Source organism: Mesorhizobium sp. WSM4845 (assembly GCF_055811455.1).
In genome coordinates this window covers 178,959-196,001 of record NZ_JBVVQA010000011.1, presented here as the reverse complement: position 1 = coordinate 196,001, position 17,043 = coordinate 178,959, and the positions used below count along the sequence as shown (strand labels likewise).

The window sequence follows — 17,043 nt, the reverse complement described above, 5'->3', positions numbered from 1 at the left end:
TGCCCCGGCCCCGGCCCCATAATAACTGCGCTCAGTTGTTTCCAGATAGGGGCCGCCGCACTGGCGGCCCCTATCTATTCATATCGCACGATTTGAATTTTCGGCCTCACCAATCGTTAATCGGACATGCCTAGGCTGGGGCCAGGCACAGTTTGACCACAGGCGCCGCGTCCATGCTTGAAGCCCTGATCTTCGTTGTCTTTCCGTTCTGCATGCTTTTCGCCGCGATCTCCGACATGCTGTCGATGACGATCGCCAATCGCGTGCCTGTGCTGCTTGTCGGCGTCTTCGCCCTGGTCGCGCCGCTGACCGGCATGGACTGGGCAAGCTATGGCTGGCATTTTGCCGCCGGCGGCCTGGTCCTCGCCGTGACCTTCGGGCTGTTCGCGCTCGGCGGCATGGGCGGCGGCGACGCCAAGCTGCTGGCCGCCAGCGCCGTCTGGATGGGGCTGAACATCCACCTCGTCGACTACCTCCTGGTCTCGACCGTCATCGGCGGCCTGCTGACGCTCGCCATCCTCGCCTATCGGAAATCGCCGCTTGCGGCCGTCACAAGCCACAATCCGTTTTTACGCCATTTCGCCGACGAGACATCAGGCGTTCCCTATGGCATTGCGCTTGGCATTGGCGGCCTGCTCACCTTTCCGGCTTCGCCGTTGATGGCGTGGGCGCTCGCAAGCCTGGCGGCGTGATTCTTCCCGCGTCAGGCCAGCCTTTCCCATTCGATTTGGAGTTGGAGCAGGCGGCTTGGCCGACTTTTTACGGGCCGGACCGGATGCTTCAAATTTATGTAAACCTTAAATTAAGCACGATCGTAAGTATTAAATTAACCTTGTTTTGACGATTGCCGCTGCATGGTCCGGCTTGGCTAGGTTGTTTGCCAAGGCGAGGTTCGGACATATGCCAGCATCCCGACTGATCATTCTAGGCGTGGCGGTCGCCGCGGCGGGTGGCGCAGGATATGTCGCAAAAAACATGGTGGCGGCGCCGCCGCCTCAAATCGTCGATTCCGGCCCCGAGGCGCCGGCAATCGCGCTGCAGGACGTGCTTGTCCTGTCCGGCGACGTTCCGATGGGCGGTCCGCTCGCGAACAACATCACCTGGCAGTCCTGGCCGGCCAACGGCATCAACGCGAATTTCATCACCCGCGCCGCCGAACCCGATGCGCTGGAGAAGCTGAAAGGCGGCGTCGCCCGCGTGGCGATGTATGCCGGTGAGCCGCTGCGGCGCTCCAAGCTGATTGGCGAGGGACAGAGCTTCATGTCGTCGATCCTGCCCTCGGGCATGCGGGCGGTCGCCACAGCCGTATCGGCCGATACGTCGGCCGGCGGCTTCATTCTTCCCAACGATTTCGTCGACGTCATCATGACCCGCAGAGCCGATCCGGCAGCCGGCGGCAGCGGCTTTACCACCGAGACCATCCTCAAGAATATTCGCGTCCTGGCGATCGACCAGACCATCCAGGAGGACGAGGAAGGCAAGCGGACCAGGGTCGGCCAGACCGCCACGCTGGAACTGACACCGCAGCAGGCGGAAATCATCACCGTCGCCCAGCAGATGGCGGATCGCCTGACATTGGCGCTGCGGTCGATCACCGACACCCAGGAGAAGAATCTGGGCGAGGCCGACTATCTCGTTTCCGGCAATGGCCGGCGCGGGACAGTGCGCCTGATCAAGTCGGGCGAAGTTTCAGAAGTGGGAGCAAGGCAATGAGGTTAAACGCTCCGGTCACACTGGCTGCGGCAATCGGCCTGTTCCTGCTTGGATCGAATGCGCATGGCCTCCTCGAGGCGAATGCGGCAGGCGCCGAGGTGTCGGCTTCGACCGCCACCCAGCGCGTCAAGCTCGGTCTCAACAAATCGGTGGTCATCGACCTGCCGAGTGATGCCTATGATATTCTCGTCGCCAACCCGGCGGTCGCCGATGCGGTGACCCGCACCGCCAGGCGCATCTATCTCTTCGGAAAGGCGGTCGGCGACACCAACATCTTCGTCTTCGGCCCCAATGGCGAACAGATCGTCAGCCTGGATCTGGCGGTCGAGCGCGACGTCGCCGGGCTGGAAGACTATATCAGGCGCTTCATACCGTCATCGAGCATCACGGTCGAATTGCTGAACGACAATGTCGTCCTGACCGGAACCGTGGACACTCCGCTGGATGCCAAGCGCGCGGTCGATCTGGCAACCATCTTCGTCTCCGGCGGTGAAGCGACCACGGGACAGTATTCGCAGACCGCCTCCGGCGGCTCGGCCGAGGCCGGTGTCGACATCGACAATCCGGATTCCGAGCGTCGCGTCAGCCAGATCGTCAACCTGCTGCAGATCATCGGCGACGACCAGGTGACGCTGAAAGTGACGGTGGCCGAAGTCAGCCGCTCGGTGATGAAGCAGCTCGGCGTCAACCTGATCGGCAGCGGCAGCAGCAATGGCATCAGTTGGGCCGCGATAAGTGACAACTTCGCCGGCCTGGGCAAGTCGCTGTCAAACTCTGGCCTGGCTATCGGCACCTCGACGCTGGACGCCTACATCAACGCCATGGAGCAGTCAGGCGTCATGAAAACCCTGGCCGAGCCGACGTTGACGGCCGTATCCGGCGAGAAGGCGACCTTCAAGGTCGGCGGCGAGTACAATATGGTGACCGGCGTTTCCCAAGCCGTGTCCGACGATAACCAGACCGGTGTGAAGACGTATGAAATCGAGAAGCTCGAATACGGCATTGGCCTGGAATTCCAGCCGGTGGTGCTGTCTCCCGGCCGCATCAGCCTGAAGGTCAGGACGTCGGTTTCCGAGCCGACAACCGAGGCATCGGTATCCTTGTCAGAGGGTGTAACCAGCCCCGGCACGAACGTCCTGTCGCTCCGCAAACGCTTGGCCGACACGACGGTGGAGCTGCCTTCCGGCGGCTCGATGATGATCGCCGGCTTGGTACGGGACGACATCAGGCAAGCCGTCAACGGCCTGCCTGGGCTGACCAAGATTCCGGTGCTCGGCACGCTGTTCCGCAGCCGGGACTTCGTCCGCAACGAGACCGAGCTCGTCATCATCATCACGCCCTATCTGGTGAAGCCGGTGACGCGCAACGCCCTTGCCAAGCCGGACGACAATTTCAACGCTGCCAGCGATGGCGCCGGCATGTTCCTTGGCCGTGTCAATCGCGTCTACGGCACCATGCAGACCGACAAGCCCAACGGCCGTTATCACGGCGTTGTCGGCTTCATCTACAAGTAAGCGGGGAAGCAGACATGTCTCAGTCAGCGTTGAAGCCAAGGACGATCACCGCAGCGATGCGGTCCGGCCGTTCGCGGATCTGCCTGCCGGTCCTGGCGGTTGCGGTCGCCGCATTGCTGGCGGGCTGCGCCAACCGGGACAGCATCACGGTCGGCGCTGTTCCGGACGACTATCGCACCAACCATCCGATCGTCATTGCGGAGAAAAACCAGAAGATCGACCTTCCGGTCGGCGCCGGCGATCGCGGCATGACCGGGTCGCAGCGCGACACGCTTCTCGGCTTCCTGGATGGCTATGACAAGAGCGCCGCTCCGACCCTGACGATCTCGATCCCGAGCGGTTCGGCCAACGAGATCGCCGCGACCGCGGCCGGTCGCGATTTCGCCAGGCTTGCGATTGCCAGCGGCATCAGCCGCAACCGGATCGTCATCACCACCTCCCAGTCGGTTTCGGCCGAAGCGTCCGCCCCGATCCGCGTCGCCTATGTCTCGGTGAAGGCACAGACCGACAGGTGCGGACGCTGGCCCGAAGACCTGATGCAGACCTCGGAAAACAAGCACTATGCCGATTTCGGCTGCTCGTATCAGAACAATCTTGCCGCCCAGATCGCAAATCCGACCGATCTGCTCGGGCCGCGCAAGCAATCCGATATCGACGCGGAAAATCGCGGCGCGGTAGTCGACGTCTACCGCCAGAGAGGCATTTCGGACGAATTCCTCGGCAATTCGGAAGTCGAGTATTGAGCTCGAGCCGCCCAAGTCACGGGAAGACAAGTCACGGAAAGAAATGACAATGAGCAATCTTGCCTACGACACGGCGATAGATGGCGGCGATACCTCTCAGCAGGATGCCGCCGCCATGCAGGCGTTGCGGCCGATCCCGCGCATCTCGATCCAGGCATTTTGCGAGACCGAGGGCGTTGCCAATCCGGTCGAGCGCGCCGGCGAGGATCGCCGCATGGCGAAGGCCCATCTGAAGGTCCATATGGGTGGTGTCGCCACCGCCATCGAATTCTACCAGTCGGCGCCGACACCGAACCTGATCCTGCTGGAATCGCGCAGCGAGCCGAAGCAATTGCTCGAGCAGCTCACGCAGCTCTCCGAATATTGCGATCCGACCTCGAAGGTCGTGGTCATCGGCCACTACAACGATGTCGGGCTCTATCGCGAGCTCATCCGCTCCGGCATTTCCGAATATGTCATCGCGCCGGTATCGATGGCCGATATCGTCAGCGTGATATCGACGATCTTCGTTGATCCGGAAGCCGAGCCGATCGGCCGCTCGATCGCCTTCATTGGCGCCAAGGGTGGCGTCGGCTCCTCGACCATTGCCCATAATGTGGCTTGGGCGATGTCGTCGCTGTTCAAGTCCGAAGTGGTTGTCGCCGATCTCGACCTGGCTTTCGGAACGGCCAACATCAATTTCGATCAGGATCCGGCGCAAGGCATTGCCGAAGCCGTTTTCTCACCGGAGCGCCTCGACGAGGTCTATCTCGATCGGCTGCTTGCCCAGTGCGCCGAGCATCTGTCGCTGCTTGCAGCGCCTTCAACGCTCGATCGGGTCTACGATTTCGACCCGGAGGCTTTCACCCAGCTTATCGACACGGCGCAGCGCAGCGTGCCGCTGCTGGTGCTCGATGTTCCGCACGTCTGGACGGGCTGGACCAAGAACATACTGGTCAAAGCCGACGAGATCGTGATCACGGCGACGCCGGAGCTGGCCAATTTGCGCAACACCAAGAATCTGGCCGACATGTTCAAGCGGCTTCGCCCGAACGATCCGCCGCCGAAGCTGATCATCAATCAGGCCGGCGTGCCGAAGCGCCCGGAGATTTCGTCGTCCGACTTCGCCGACTCGCTCGGCCTGTCGCCGATGTCGGTCATTGCTTTCGAGCCGCTGCTGTTCGGAAACGCCGCCAACAACGGGCGCATGCTCGGCGAAATGGATGCCAGGAACCCGGTTGTCGGCATTATCAACGAGATTGCGCATGTGCTGACCGGGCGCAGCGAAATCAAGGCAAGAAAGAAAGCGGGCCTCGGCAATCTCCTTGGCAAGCTCTCGCGCGGCAAGAAGTGATGCTTCCGGAGCGGAATTGGTAATCGATCATGTTTGGTAAAAGAGGCAGCGACGACGGCAGCCGATTCACCCCGGAATTCCGTCAGCCGGCACCTGCGCCTGCCGCGCCGGCGGCAAAACCTGCGGAAACGGCGGTTCTTGCCAAGCCCGCACCGCCGCCATCTGGCACACTTGGCGCGTCTGCTGCGCCGCCGCCCGTGCGCCGTGCGGTCGAGGCGCCGCCATTGGCCCCGGAGCCGAAAAAGCTCCAGCGCCAGAAGAGCGAAACCTATTACGACACCAAGAGCCAGGTCTTTGCCGCGCTCATCGACACCATCGACCTGTCGCAGCTCGCCAAGCTCGATCCCGAAAGCGCGCGCGAGGAAATCCGCGACATCGTCAACGACATCATCGCGATCAAGAATTTCGCGATGTCGATCGCCGAGCAGGAAGAACTGCTCGAGGACATCTGCAATGACGTGCTCGGTTACGGGCCACTGGAGCCGTTGCTCGCTCGCGACGACATCGCCGACATCATGGTCAACGGCTCCAAGGACGTCTATATCGAGGTCAACGGCAAGGTCGAGCAGACCGGCATCCGTTTTCGCGATAACCAGCAGCTCCTCAACATCTGTCAGCGCATCGTCAGCCAGGTTGGCCGCCGCGTCGATGAATCGAGCCCGATCTGCGACGCGCGCCTTCCCGACGGCTCCCGCGTCAACGTCATCGCGCCGCCGCTCGCCATCGACGGCGCCGCTCTCACCATCCGCAAGTTCAAGAAGGACAAGCTGACACTCGACCAGCTGGTCAAGTTCGGCGCCATTTCGCCGCCCGGCGCCGAGATTCTCAAGATCATTGGCCGCGTCCGCTGCAACATCGTCATTTCAGGCGGTACCGGTTCGGGCAAGACGACGCTGCTCAATTGCCTGACCAACTATATCGACCGCGATGAGCGCGTCATCACCTGCGAGGACTCGGCCGAGCTGCAACTGCAGCAGCCGCACGTCGTGCGTCTGGAAACCCGCCCGCCCAACCTCGAGGGCGAGGGTGAGGTGACCATGCGCGATCTGGTCAAGAACTGCCTGCGCATGCGGCCCGAGCGCATCATCGTCGGCGAAGTGCGCGGACCTGAAGTGTTCGATCTTCTGCAGGCGATGAACACCGGCCACGACGGCTCGATGGGCACGATCCACTCGAACAGCCCGCGCGAATGCCTGAACCGTATCGAATCGATGATCGCGATGGGCGGTTACACGCTGCCGCAGAAAACCGTGCGTGAAATCGTGGTCGGTTCCGTCGATGTGATCATCCAGGCCGCACGCCTGCGCGATGGATCGCGGCGCATCACCCACATCACCGAGGTGATCGGAATGGAGGGCGACGTCATCATCACGCAGGACATCGTTCTCTACAACATCAAAGGCGAGGACGCGAACGGCAGGCTGCTGGGCGAGCACGTTTCGACAGGCATCGGTCGTCCGCATTTCTGGGAGCGCGCCCGCTACTATGGCGAGGAACAGCGCCTCGCCAATGCGCTCGAGGCGATGGAGAAACGCGCTGACTGATCCATTTGGAGGCGTAGGGGCCAGGGCCGATGTTTGGAATTGACGGCACCGTGCTGGCATTCGTCGTGCTCGCCGGCTTCAGCGCCGGCGCGGTCGCCTATGCTTTTCTGTTCAACCGGATCAGTACCGAAAAGCAGGTCGGCAGGCGGCTTGAAACGATCAAGACCGCCGAGACGGATGGTGCCGTCGTCAAGGCTTCTCGCGATCGCGTGGCGGAAGCGGCCAAGCGGCGCAAATCGGTTCAGGATTCACTGAAGGACCTCGAACAGAAGCACAAAACCAGTCAGAGCCTTGCCAAAAAGCCGCCTCTGAAGGCCCAGATCCGTCAGGCGGGCATGAAGGTCTCGCTCAAGCGCTTCTATCTCTACTCGGCGGTTTGCGGCGTCGTCCTGACGTTTCTCGCCTATTTCGCCGGTGCGCCTTTGTATGTCTTGCCGGGTGCGCTGCTGGTCGGTGGCCTCGGGCTGCCACGCTGGTTCGTTTCGTTTAGCCGCGCCCGCCGGGTCAAGGCGTTCCTCAACGAATTTCCGAACGCGCTCGACATCATCGTACGTGCGGTCAAATCCGGCCTGCCGCTGAACGACGCCGTCCGCCTGATCGCCAATGAATCGCCCGAACCGGTCAAGACCGAGTTCCGCCGCATCATCGATTCGCAGCAGATGGGCCTGTCGATCCCCGACGCCAGCATTCGCATGGCCGAGACGATGCCGTGCACCGAGGCGAGCTTCTTTGGCATCGTCATCCAGATCCAGTCCCAGGCCGGCGGCAATCTGTCCGAGGCCCTGGGCAATCTTTCGCGCGTGCTTCGCGACCGCAAGAAGATGAAGGCAAAGGTCCAGGCGCTGTCGATGGAAGCGAAGGCGTCAGCGGTGATCATCGGCGCCTTGCCCTTCGTCGTCGCCTTTCTCGTCTACCTGACAAGCCCGAACTACATCATGCCTTTGTTCACCACCAGCGTCGGCAATCTGATCCTCGGCTGCTCCGCGGTCTGGATGTCGATCGGCATCCTGGTGATGCGCAAGATGATGAACTTCGAGGTTTAGGATTCGAGCGCATGACCGAGAACGTCGTCAAAACCCTTACCGATCCGGCATTTCTGATTGCCCTGCTGGTCGGAATTGCGGTGTTTGCCACCGTGTTCACGCTGCTGCCCGCCTTTGGCGGAAACCAGCTCAAGGCGCGCATGAAATCGGTGGCGCTGGAGCGCGACGAACTGCGCGCCAAGCAGCGTGCGCGGCTTGCCCTCGATGCCGATCGCCGCCGCAAGGGCCTGCGCGAGCAACAGTCGATCGGCATGCGCAATATTGTCGACCGGCTGGACCTCAGGCGCGCCCTGGCCGATGAAGGCACCTTGCAGAAACTCAAGGTGGCTGGCTTCCGCGGGCAGAATCCGTTGACGCGTTTCCTTTTCTTCCGTCTGATCCTGCCCTTTGTCGGCTTTGCCCTGGCTGCGATCTATCTGTTCGTGCTCGGCGGGTTGCCGGAGCAGCCGCCTCTCATCAAGTTGTTCGTCTGTATCGTCGTCGCCTATGCCGGTTTTTACGCGCCGGTGCTCTATGTCAACAACCGCGCCACCAAGCGCAAGCAGTCGATCCAGATGGCGTGGCCGGACGCGCTCGATCTGATGCTTATCTGCGTCGAATCCGGTATGTCGGTGGAGGCGGCTTTTCGTAAGGTCGCCGACGAGATCGGCGCGCAGTCGGTGGCGCTTGCCGAAGAGTTCATCCTGACCAATGCCGAGCTTTCCTACTTGCAGGAACGCAAGCAGGCTTACGAGAACCTTGCAAGCCGCACCGGCCTGGAATCGGTCAAGTCGGTGTCGCAGGCGCTGGTCCAGGCCGAGCGCTACGGCACGCCGGTGGCGCACGCGCTGCGCGTGCTTGCCGGCGAAAGCCGCGACATGCGCATGAACGCCGCCGAGAAGAAGGCCGCGGCCTTGCCGCCGAAGCTCACCGTGCCGATGATCCTGTTCTTCCTGCCGGTGCTGTTCGCCATCATTCTGGGTCCCGCCGGCATCCAGGTCAGCGAGCGCGGCATTTTCGGCGACCAGCCGTCATCGAGCAGCCAATAGCCCACGATGCTTTCGTCATCCCAGGGCGGAGCAAGGAGCGAAGCGACGCGGCGCAGACCCTTTGATCGCCGAGGGACAGCGCCCCCTCTGTCCTGCCGGACATCTCCCCACTTGGGGGGAGATCGGCAGCTTCGGCGACGGCTCCCTTCTTCGGCGGTAGTGATTGGCGAAAGCGGAGATGACGGCCAATCTCCCTCCTTGTGGGGGAGATGTCCGGCAGGACAGAGGGGGGCGCGAAGGATCGCTACAAAGCGCTTTTATTCTGGTCCGCTGCATTCTTCGGCTGGCGTAACGGCATGGATCCTAGCTGTTTGATCTTCGCCGCGTCGCTTCGCTCCTTGCCGGTTCGCGCCGGGACGAGCCGCGGTCAGTTGGTGGCGGGCTTTGTCTTGTCCTGGTCCTTGAGCTGGCTCCAGGCGTTCTGCTGGGCGAGCATCTGGCGAAGGTAAGTCACGTTCGCCTGCGCCTGTTCGGACGACAGCTCCTGCGAGGCGATCTTCTCGGCCTCGTCGAAGCGGCCCTGCAGGCCGACGACCAGCGCCAGGTTCTGGCGGACGCGGCTGTCGGCATTCGGCTGCTGGGCGGCCGAGCGCATATAGGTTTCAGCCGTGCGCAGATCACCTTCCAGCACATACGACATGCCGAGATTGGAAAGGATCGAAGGTTCGTTCGGCTTGAGGTCAAGCGCCTTGCGGTAATTCTGGCGCGCCCCGTCTCTCTGGCCAAGCTGGTCGAGAATAGCGGCTTCCGCCGATACCAGCTTCCAGTCGGGATATTCCGGTGTCTGCGCGCGGCGCACCGCGTCAAGCGCCGGCTCGAACTGCCCGTTGGCGGCAAGTGCCTTGCCATAGGCGGCGAGCACGTCGCGGTCTTTCGGCAGCACGATCGCCAGTTTGCGCATCACGGCGAGCGACTGGTCGGCGTCGCCATCCATTTGCAGCGCCGCGGCATAATTCGTCGCGATCCGCTTGTCGTTGGGGTTCTTGGCGTAGGACTGACCCAGCGCGATCGTCGCCTTGTGCAACTCGCCGGACGACATGGTTTCCAAGGGTTTGCCGCTGGGGCGTCCGATCGAGCCGGTCGTCAACTTGCTGGTTCCGCAGCCTGCAACGCTGGCCGCGAGCGCTATTATGAACGCCGTGGTGATCAGCCGCTTCCCCGTGGCGTTCGTCATGCGGTTGGTCGGCATCTGCACCAGGGCCTCCATTCGTCAAATTGGCTTTTACGTGGCCATCTTCCCTCCCGCAGAAATATTCTGTTAACCCTAACGGATCGTTAAACGCGCCGACTCGGAAGCCGGAGACCGTCGAATGCCAGTCGAACTCATCGAGAGAGAACTGAAGACCACGCTGCCGGTTCATCTGGTGGCGAAGGATAGACTGGATGCGGCAGGGCTTGCCTCCTCCTCGCTCGCCTGGGCCAGGGCCAACGGCTTTTCCGGTCAGGCCGGGAGGACGCTGATCCTGCCCGGCGAAAACGGCGGGCTTGCCGGCGCCCTGTTCGGCACGGGCGACGGCGAAGGCGTGCTTGCCATTGGCGCGCTGGCGAGAGCCTTGCCCGCAGGCGACTGGCATTTCGCCTCCACGCTGGCCGAGCCGGAAATCGCGGCCATCGCGTTGGCGCTCGGCGGCTATGTCTTCACCCGCTACGGCAAAAAGCCTGGCAGGACGCTGCGTTTTTCGCTGCCGCCCGGCGCTGAAGCGGCTTATGTTCGCCGCATCGCCGATGGCGTTTTCCTGACGCGCGATCTGGTCAACACGCCGACCAGCGACATGGGACCGGACGAGCTGGAGAAGGCCGTTCGGACGCTGGCCGGGACGTACAAGGCCGAAGTGTCGGTGACCAGGGGCGACGACCTGCTCAAGAACAATTTCCCGATGATCCATGCGGTCGGCCGCGCTTCGGTCGGCGCACCGCGGCTGATCGACCTGATCTGGGGACCGGAGAACGCCCCGAAGGTGACGCTGGTCGGCAAGGGCGTCTGCTTCGACACCGGTGGTCTCGACATCAAGCCGTCCTCGGGCATGCTTTTGATGAAGAAGGACATGGGTGGCGCTGCCAACGTGTTGGGCCTCGCCTCGATGATCATGGCCGCCGGGCTGAAGGTCCGGCTGCGTGTGCTGATCCCGGCGGTCGAAAATTCGATTGCCGGCAACGCCTTCCGGCCCGGCGACGTGCTGGTGAGCCGCAAGGGCATCACCGTCGAGATCGGCAACACCGACGCCGAAGGACGGCTGGTGCTGGCGGACGCCCTGGCACTGGCAGACGACGACGAGCCGCAACTGCTGATCGACATGGCGACCTTGACCGGGGCAGCCCGCGTCGCGCTCGGTCCCGATCTGCCACCGTTCTACACCGGCGATGAAGCGCTGGCCTCCGACCTGGCTGCGGCCTCCATCGCAGTCGAGGATCCACTGTGGCGCATGCCGCTGTGGAAACCCTATGCCGCAAAGCTGTCGTCGAAGATCGCCGACATCAACAATGTCACGTCAGACAGTTTCGCCGGCTCGATCACCGCGGCGCTTTTCCTCAAACGCTTCGTCGAGAAGACCGCCGCCTGGGCGCATTTCGACATCTTCGCTTGGAACCCCTCCGATCGTCCGCACGGTCTCGCCGGCGGCGAGGCGCAAGGCATCCGCGCGCTGGAAAGGGTCATCTCAAAACGCTACGCCTGACGCTGCGGTGCAGGACATTCTCGTGACTGAAACGGAACCGAAACAATTTGCCGTCATTGTGGCCGGATGTCGATTTCGATGCGCCCGAGTCAGGCCTTGCGACTGTGGCAGCAGGTGATGCTGTACCAGGTGCGCGACGATGCGCCGGACCTCACCATGCGCCAGACGGCGATCCTGTTCACGATCTATCTCGATCCACCGCCGCATACGGTGCGCGGCCTCGCCGCCCGGCTCAATGTCACCAAGCCGGTGATCACACGGGCGCTCGACACGATGGGCGCAATGAAGCTGGTTTCGCGCCATCGCGATGAGCTCGACAAGCGCAACGTGCTGGTCAAGCGAACCGTAGAAGGTGCTCTCTTTGTCGAGCGCTTCGGCGATGTTATCATTGCCAGAGCCCAGGAATTGCCGATCTAGAGCAGGATTCCGAACCGCAGGTCAGCGAAGCAAAGCAGCACCGTTTCGGAAGGGATCATGCTCCAACACCAAGCCAGAGCCGAGTTGCCGATTTGACCGCCAGGGATGCCCGCCTTCACGCCTTCCGTTCCGATCTCGCCGATATCAGGCTGAAAGGCGAGGTCGCCGCCGATCGCTTCGTCGCCGGGCGGCCAGCGCGGATCTCAGCCACAGTGGCCGATCTCCGCAAGGCGCCGCGGCCGGATGCCGGCGTCAACACGCAAGCCCTGTTCGGCGACGACGTCCTCGTCTTCGAAGATGCCGAAGGCTGGGCCTGGATCCAGTCGGAGCGCGACGGCTATGTCGGTTATGTCGCCGACACCGTGCTGGGCGGACGGGACCATGCGCCCACCCATGTCGTCACGGTGCCGCGCACCTTCCTCTATCCGGGACCGGATTTGCGGCTTCCGCTGAGCGGGCAACTGTCGATGGGATCGGCGCTGACGGTAACCGGCGCAGCCGAAACGCGCGGCACGCATTATGCGCTGCTGCCGTCCGGCGAGGCTGTCATATCAGGCCATCTCAGGCCTCTGGGAGAGCCGGCTGCCGACTATGTCGCGGTCGCGGAGGCTTTTCTCGGCACGCCCTATCTGTGGGGCGGCGCCTCCGGCTTCGGCATCGATTGCTCCGGCCTCGTGCAACTGGCGATGCACATGGCCGGCAGGCAAGTGCTGCGCGATTCCGACATGCAGGCGGCGACCATCGGCGAGCCGCTCGACCCGGGTCCGGATCTTGCCGGGTTGCGGCGCGGCGACCTGGTGTTCTGGAAAGGCCATGTCGCTGTCATGACCGACCCGGAAACGATGATCCACGCCAACGGCCACACCATGCTGGTCTCGCGTGAAGGGTTAAGGCAAGCCCTCGCCCGCATCGGCTATCTCTATGGCGGTCCGACAGGGTTTAGGCGGCCGTAGCGCAAGCGCTTTTCCTTCTCCCCTTGTTGTGACCTTGTTGTGGGGGGAGATCAGCAGTTCCGCCGATAGCGCCTCTTTTTCGAGGTTGGCGATTGGCGAAATCAAAGATGACGGCCGATCTCCCCCCAAGTGGGGGAGATGTCCGGCAGGACAGAGGGGGGCGCCGTAGAGCGCCAACCTCAATACGGACCGAGCACTGACCAAATGCCTCACACGCCACTGCCTCCGCGAAATCGCGCAAATGCCAAATCGATGCGCAAAGCCATGACCGACGCCGAACTGAAGCTTTGGAACGAGCTTCGCGCGCATCGGCTGATGGGGCTTGGCTTCCGCCGACAATTTCCGGTCGCTGGTTACATCGTCGACTTCGCTTGCCCGGACAAGAAGCTCGTCGTCGAAGTCGATGGTTCGCAGCATGCCGAAGCCAATACAGGCGACGAGGCGAGGACAAAGCGTCTGGAACGGGATGGCTGGACCATCCTGCGCTTCTGGAACGACGACGTCATTCGTGACATCGACAATGTCTGCCAGCATATTGTCATCGAGGCGGGGCTCGCCGGTGCGACTTGATACGCCGGCGCGAGGCGCCCCCCTCTGTCCTGCCGGACATCTCCCCCACAAGGGGGGAGATTGGCAGTTTCGCTCTGGCCGTCAATCCTGCAACGTTGGTGATTAGCGGAAGCAGACAAGACAGCCAATCTCCCCCCTTGTGGGGGAGATGTCCGGCAGGACAGAGGGGGGCGCAGTAGAGCGCCCACCTCACTTGCGACCGAAGCCGCGCACGATCACCTTTTGTTCCGATTCTGCTTGGCGATTGCGCGGCGCCGCGCTACCTCTGGCGGGTGACAGAGCAGCCGCGCCTCGCCGAACAGAATGCCGCCGTGCGCTTGCCCGAGCCATTCCTCAAATGGTTCGCGCAAAGAGGCTGGTCGCCGCGCGCCCATCAGATCGAATTGTTGGCGACCGCCCAGGCCGGGCAATCGGTTCTGCTGATCGCGCCGACCGGCGCCGGCAAGACGCTGGCCGGGTTTATGCCTTCACTGACCGAGCTGGCCCGGAGGCCGGGGAGAAAGCCGGGGCAGGCGCGTCGCGGCATCCACACGCTCTACATCTCGCCGCTGAAAGCGCTGGCCGTCGACATCGAGCGCAATCTCGGCAAGCCGGTGGAAGAGATCGGTCTGTCCGTCACCATCGAGACGCGCACGGGCGACACGCCCGCGCACAAGCGCCAGCGCCAAAAGCGGGCCCCGCCCGAAATCCTCCTGACCACGCCCGAGCAACTGGCGCTGCTGATTGCTGCGCCCGACGCCAGGCGCTTCTTCGAGGATCTGCGCTATGTCGTGCTCGACGAACTGCATTCCTTGGTGACGTCGAAGCGCGGGCATCTCCTGTCGCTCGGGCTGGCTCGGCTGCGATCCTTTGTTCCCAGCTTGCAGACGATCGGCCTGTCGGCGACGGTCGCCGAGCCGGACGAATTGCGGCGCTGGCTGGTCAGCCAGAATCCACCCGGCGGCATGGCCGAATTGATCGTCGTCACCGGCGGCGCCAAGCCCGACATCTCCATCCTCGACTCGGAACAGCACGTGCCGTGGGCCGGACATTCGGCCCGCTACGCGACACCGGAAATCTATAGCGAGATCAAGCGACACAAGACGACCCTGCTGTTCGTCAACACGCGCAGCCAGGCCGAACTGCTGTTCCAGGAATTGTGGCGGGTCAACGAGGACACTTTGCCGATCGCGCTGCATCACGGCTCGCTCGATGTCGCCCAGCGCCGGCGCGTCGAAAAAGCTATGGGCGAGAATGCCTTGCGTGCCATCGTCGCCACGTCGACGCTCGACCTCGGCATCGACTGGGGCGATGTCGACCTGGTCGTGCATGTCGGCGCACCGAAGGGTGCGAGCCGGCTGGCGCAGCGCATCGGCCGCGCCAACCACCGCATGGATGAGCCGTCGAAAGCGATCCTGATTCCGGCCAACCGCTTCGAGGTGCTGGAATGCCGGGCGGCGCTCGACGCCAATTACCTCGGCGCCCAGGACACGCCGCCGCTGGTCAATGGCGGGCTCGATGTGCTGGCGCAGCATGTCCTGGGTTGCGCCTGCGGCGCGCCTTTTCATGCCGATGCGCTGTTCGAGGAGGTGCGAACCGCCGCGCCCTATGCCGAACTCGACCGGCCGACGTTCGATCGTGTCGTCGACTTCGTCGCCACCGGCGGATATGCGCTGAAGAACTACGAGCGCTACGCCCGCATCCGCCTGAACAAGGACGGGCTGTGGCGCGTCTCCAATCCTCGCATCGCCCAGCAGTACCGGCTGAATGTCGGCACCATCATCGAGGTGCCGGCGCTCAACGTGCGTTATGTCAAGGCCGGCAGCAAAGGCTCTGCCTCGCGCGGAGGTCGGGTTCTCGGCAAGATCGAGGAGGCGTTCCTCGAAACGCTGACGCATGGCGATACCTTCATGTTCGCCGGCAAGGTGCTGCGCTTCGAGGGCATCCGCGACAATGAGTGCTTCGTGTCGAATGCGCCCGGCAGTGACGCCAAGGTGCCCTATTATGGCGGCGGCAAATTCCCGCTTTCGACTTACCTCGCCGAACAGGTCCGCATCATGCTGGACGACCCGCAGCGCTGGAAGAAGCTGCCGGAACAGGTCGCCGACTGGCTGCGCTTCCAGGCCGACAAATCGGTGCTGCCGAAGCGCGACGACCTGCTGATCGAGACCTTTCCGCGCGGCAACCGCTACTATCTGGTCGCCTACCCGTTCGAGGGCAGGCTGGCGCACCAGACGCTTGGCATGCTGCTCACCCGCCGCCTCGACCGGGCGGGAGCCAGGCCGCTCGGCTTCGTCGCGACCGACTATGCGCTTGCCATCTGGTCGCTGGCCGATATGGGCAGGATGTTCCGGGCGAAGAAACCGTCGCTGGCCGCGCTTTTCGACCAGGACATGCTGGGCGACGATCTCGAAGCCTGGCTGGCCGGCAGCTGGCTCTTGAAGCGCACCTTTCGCAATTGCGCGCTCATTTCCGGACTGATCGAAAAGCGTCATCCGGGCCAGGAGAAGAGCGGCCGCCAGGTCACCGTCTCGACCGACCTCATCTACGACGTCCTGCGCAGCCATGAGCCCGACCACATCCTGCTGCAGGCGACGCGTGCCGACGCGGCCACGGGTCTGCTGGATGTCAGCAGACTTGCCGAGATGCTCTCGCGTATCAAGGGACGAATCGTGCATAAAGACCTCGAGCAGATTTCGCCGCTCGCCGTGCCGATCATGCTCGAGATCGGCAAGATGCCGGTGCATGGCGAGGCCGATGATACGCTGCTGATGGATGCGGCAACGCTGGTCGAGGAGGCCATGGGGACGAAATGACATTCGCACTCGCCATGACGGCGCTCCTGGCGGATGCCGATCCTATCGGCATCGCCGGCGAGCGTGCGATCTGCGATCGGCGCGGCGTGCTTTATTTTCCCGAGCTTCGGCTTCTGACCGTGTCCGACCTGCATCTGGAAAAGGGCTCGTCGCTGGCACGGCGCGGTACATTGATCCCGCCTTATGATACCGGTGCGACGTTACTGCGGTTGCAGGCGGTGATTGCCGATTATCAGCCGGCGATCGTCATCAGCCTCGGCGACAGCTTTCATGACGGCGGCGGCGCCGCGCGCATGCATGCGAGCTTTCGCGAACGGCTGGAAGCGCTGATGGCCGGTCGCGACTGGTTCTGGGTTGCCGGCAATCATGACCCGGATGCGCCGGCCGACCTGCCCGGCGAGACGGTGCGCGAGCTGGCCATAGGCTCTCTCGTATTCCGGCACGAGCCTTCGGCGGTGAGAGTGGAAGGCGAGGTATCAGGTCATCTGCACCCTTGCGCCCGCATCGTGCAGCAGGGCCGCTCGGTGCGACGGCGCTGCTTTGCCGGCGACGGCGGCCGCATGATTATGCCGGCCTTCGGCGCCTATACCGGCTCGCTCAATGTGCTCGACCGCGCCTATGCCGGGCTGTTCCGCCGCGAGACGCTGATGGCCTATATGCTCGGCACCGAGCGCATTTTTGCGATTTCCCACGCGATGCTGCGGCCGGGCTGAGC

The 17,043-nt window shown here is 63.1% G+C and carries 15 protein-coding genes; 14 read left to right on the top strand and 1 reads right to left on the bottom strand.

Features of this window, described 5'->3' with window-relative positions; all coding sequences use genetic code 11:
• The first annotated feature begins 173 nt into the window (after positions 1 to 173).
• The 8 genes from AC0L2C_RS15495 (at position 174) to AC0L2C_RS15460 (ending at position 8,918) form a co-directional block, all read left to right on the top strand.
• The gene (locus AC0L2C_RS15495; RefSeq protein WP_128169871.1) at positions 174 to 692 is read left to right on the top strand and encodes an A24 family peptidase; all 519 of its coding nucleotides are present in this window, start codon (positions 174 to 176) and stop codon (positions 690 to 692) included.
• Positions 693 to 900: 208 nt separating this feature from the next.
• The gene (gene cpaB / locus AC0L2C_RS15490; RefSeq protein WP_128169872.1) at positions 901 to 1,713 is read left to right on the top strand and encodes a Flp pilus assembly protein CpaB; all 813 of its coding nucleotides are present in this window, start codon (positions 901 to 903) and stop codon (positions 1,711 to 1,713) included.
• The gene (locus AC0L2C_RS15485; protein WP_128169873.1) at positions 1,710 to 3,227 is read left to right on the top strand and encodes a type II and III secretion system protein family protein; all 1,518 of its coding nucleotides are present in this window, start codon (positions 1,710 to 1,712) and stop codon (positions 3,225 to 3,227) included. The genes cpaB and AC0L2C_RS15485 overlap by 4 nt, the downstream gene beginning before the upstream one ends.
• A 14-nt stretch (positions 3,228 to 3,241) precedes the next feature.
• Entirely contained in the window at positions 3,242 to 3,970 is a 729-nt protein-coding gene (locus AC0L2C_RS15480; protein ID WP_473523746.1) for a CpaD family pilus assembly protein, read from the top strand.
• Between the two features lie 49 nt (positions 3,971 to 4,019).
• Positions 4,020 to 5,303, top strand: a complete 1,284-nt coding sequence (locus AC0L2C_RS15475) for a CpaE/TadZ family protein (RefSeq protein ID WP_287064846.1) — start codon at positions 4,020 to 4,022, stop codon at positions 5,301 to 5,303.
• Between the two features lie 29 nt (positions 5,304 to 5,332).
• Entirely contained in the window at positions 5,333 to 6,847 is a 1,515-nt protein-coding gene (locus AC0L2C_RS15470) for a CpaF family protein (protein ID WP_287297409.1), read from the top strand.
• Between the two features lie 29 nt (positions 6,848 to 6,876).
• Positions 6,877 to 7,890, top strand: coding sequence for a type II secretion system F family protein (locus AC0L2C_RS15465; RefSeq protein WP_473523745.1), 1,014 nt, complete (start codon positions 6,877 to 6,879; stop codon positions 7,888 to 7,890).
• 11 nt (positions 7,891 to 7,901) lie between these two features.
• The gene (locus AC0L2C_RS15460; RefSeq protein WP_128169878.1) at positions 7,902 to 8,918 is read left to right on the top strand and encodes a type II secretion system F family protein; all 1,017 of its coding nucleotides are present in this window, start codon (positions 7,902 to 7,904) and stop codon (positions 8,916 to 8,918) included.
• Positions 8,919 to 9,285: 367 nt separating this feature from the next.
• On the opposite strand, the gene AC0L2C_RS15455 is transcribed toward AC0L2C_RS15460, so the two are convergent.
• Positions 9,286 to 10,107, bottom strand: coding sequence for a tetratricopeptide repeat protein (locus AC0L2C_RS15455; protein WP_473523748.1), 822 nt, complete (start codon positions 10,105 to 10,107; stop codon positions 9,286 to 9,288).
• Between the two features lie 121 nt (positions 10,108 to 10,228).
• On the opposite strand from AC0L2C_RS15455, the gene AC0L2C_RS15450 reads away from it, so the two are divergent.
• The 6 genes from AC0L2C_RS15450 (at position 10,229) to pdeM (ending at position 17,041) form a co-directional block, all read left to right on the top strand.
• On the top strand, positions 10,229 to 11,593 hold the full coding sequence (locus AC0L2C_RS15450) for a leucyl aminopeptidase family protein (RefSeq protein ID WP_287307127.1): 1,365 nt from the start codon (positions 10,229 to 10,231) through the stop codon (positions 11,591 to 11,593).
• Positions 11,594 to 11,659: 66 nt separating this feature from the next.
• Entirely contained in the window at positions 11,660 to 12,010 is a 351-nt protein-coding gene (locus AC0L2C_RS15445) for a MarR family winged helix-turn-helix transcriptional regulator (protein ID WP_023802155.1), read from the top strand.
• 92 nt (positions 12,011 to 12,102) lie between these two features.
• Complete coding sequence (locus AC0L2C_RS15440) at positions 12,103 to 12,963, top strand: C40 family peptidase (protein ID WP_473523744.1); 861 nt, start codon at positions 12,103 to 12,105, stop codon at positions 12,961 to 12,963.
• 204 nt (positions 12,964 to 13,167) lie between these two features.
• Entirely contained in the window at positions 13,168 to 13,533 is a 366-nt protein-coding gene (locus tag AC0L2C_RS15435) for an endonuclease domain-containing protein (protein ID WP_473523743.1), read from the top strand.
• 272 nt (positions 13,534 to 13,805) lie between these two features.
• Entirely contained in the window at positions 13,806 to 16,328 is a 2,523-nt protein-coding gene (locus AC0L2C_RS15430; RefSeq protein WP_128177086.1) for a ligase-associated DNA damage response DEXH box helicase, read from the top strand.
• A complete protein-coding gene (gene pdeM / locus AC0L2C_RS15425; RefSeq protein WP_027155152.1) occupies positions 16,325 to 17,041 on the top strand; it encodes a ligase-associated DNA damage response endonuclease PdeM in 717 nt (238 codons plus the stop codon). The genes AC0L2C_RS15430 and pdeM overlap by 4 nt, the downstream gene beginning before the upstream one ends.
• Positions 17,042 to 17,043 lie beyond the last annotated feature (2 nt).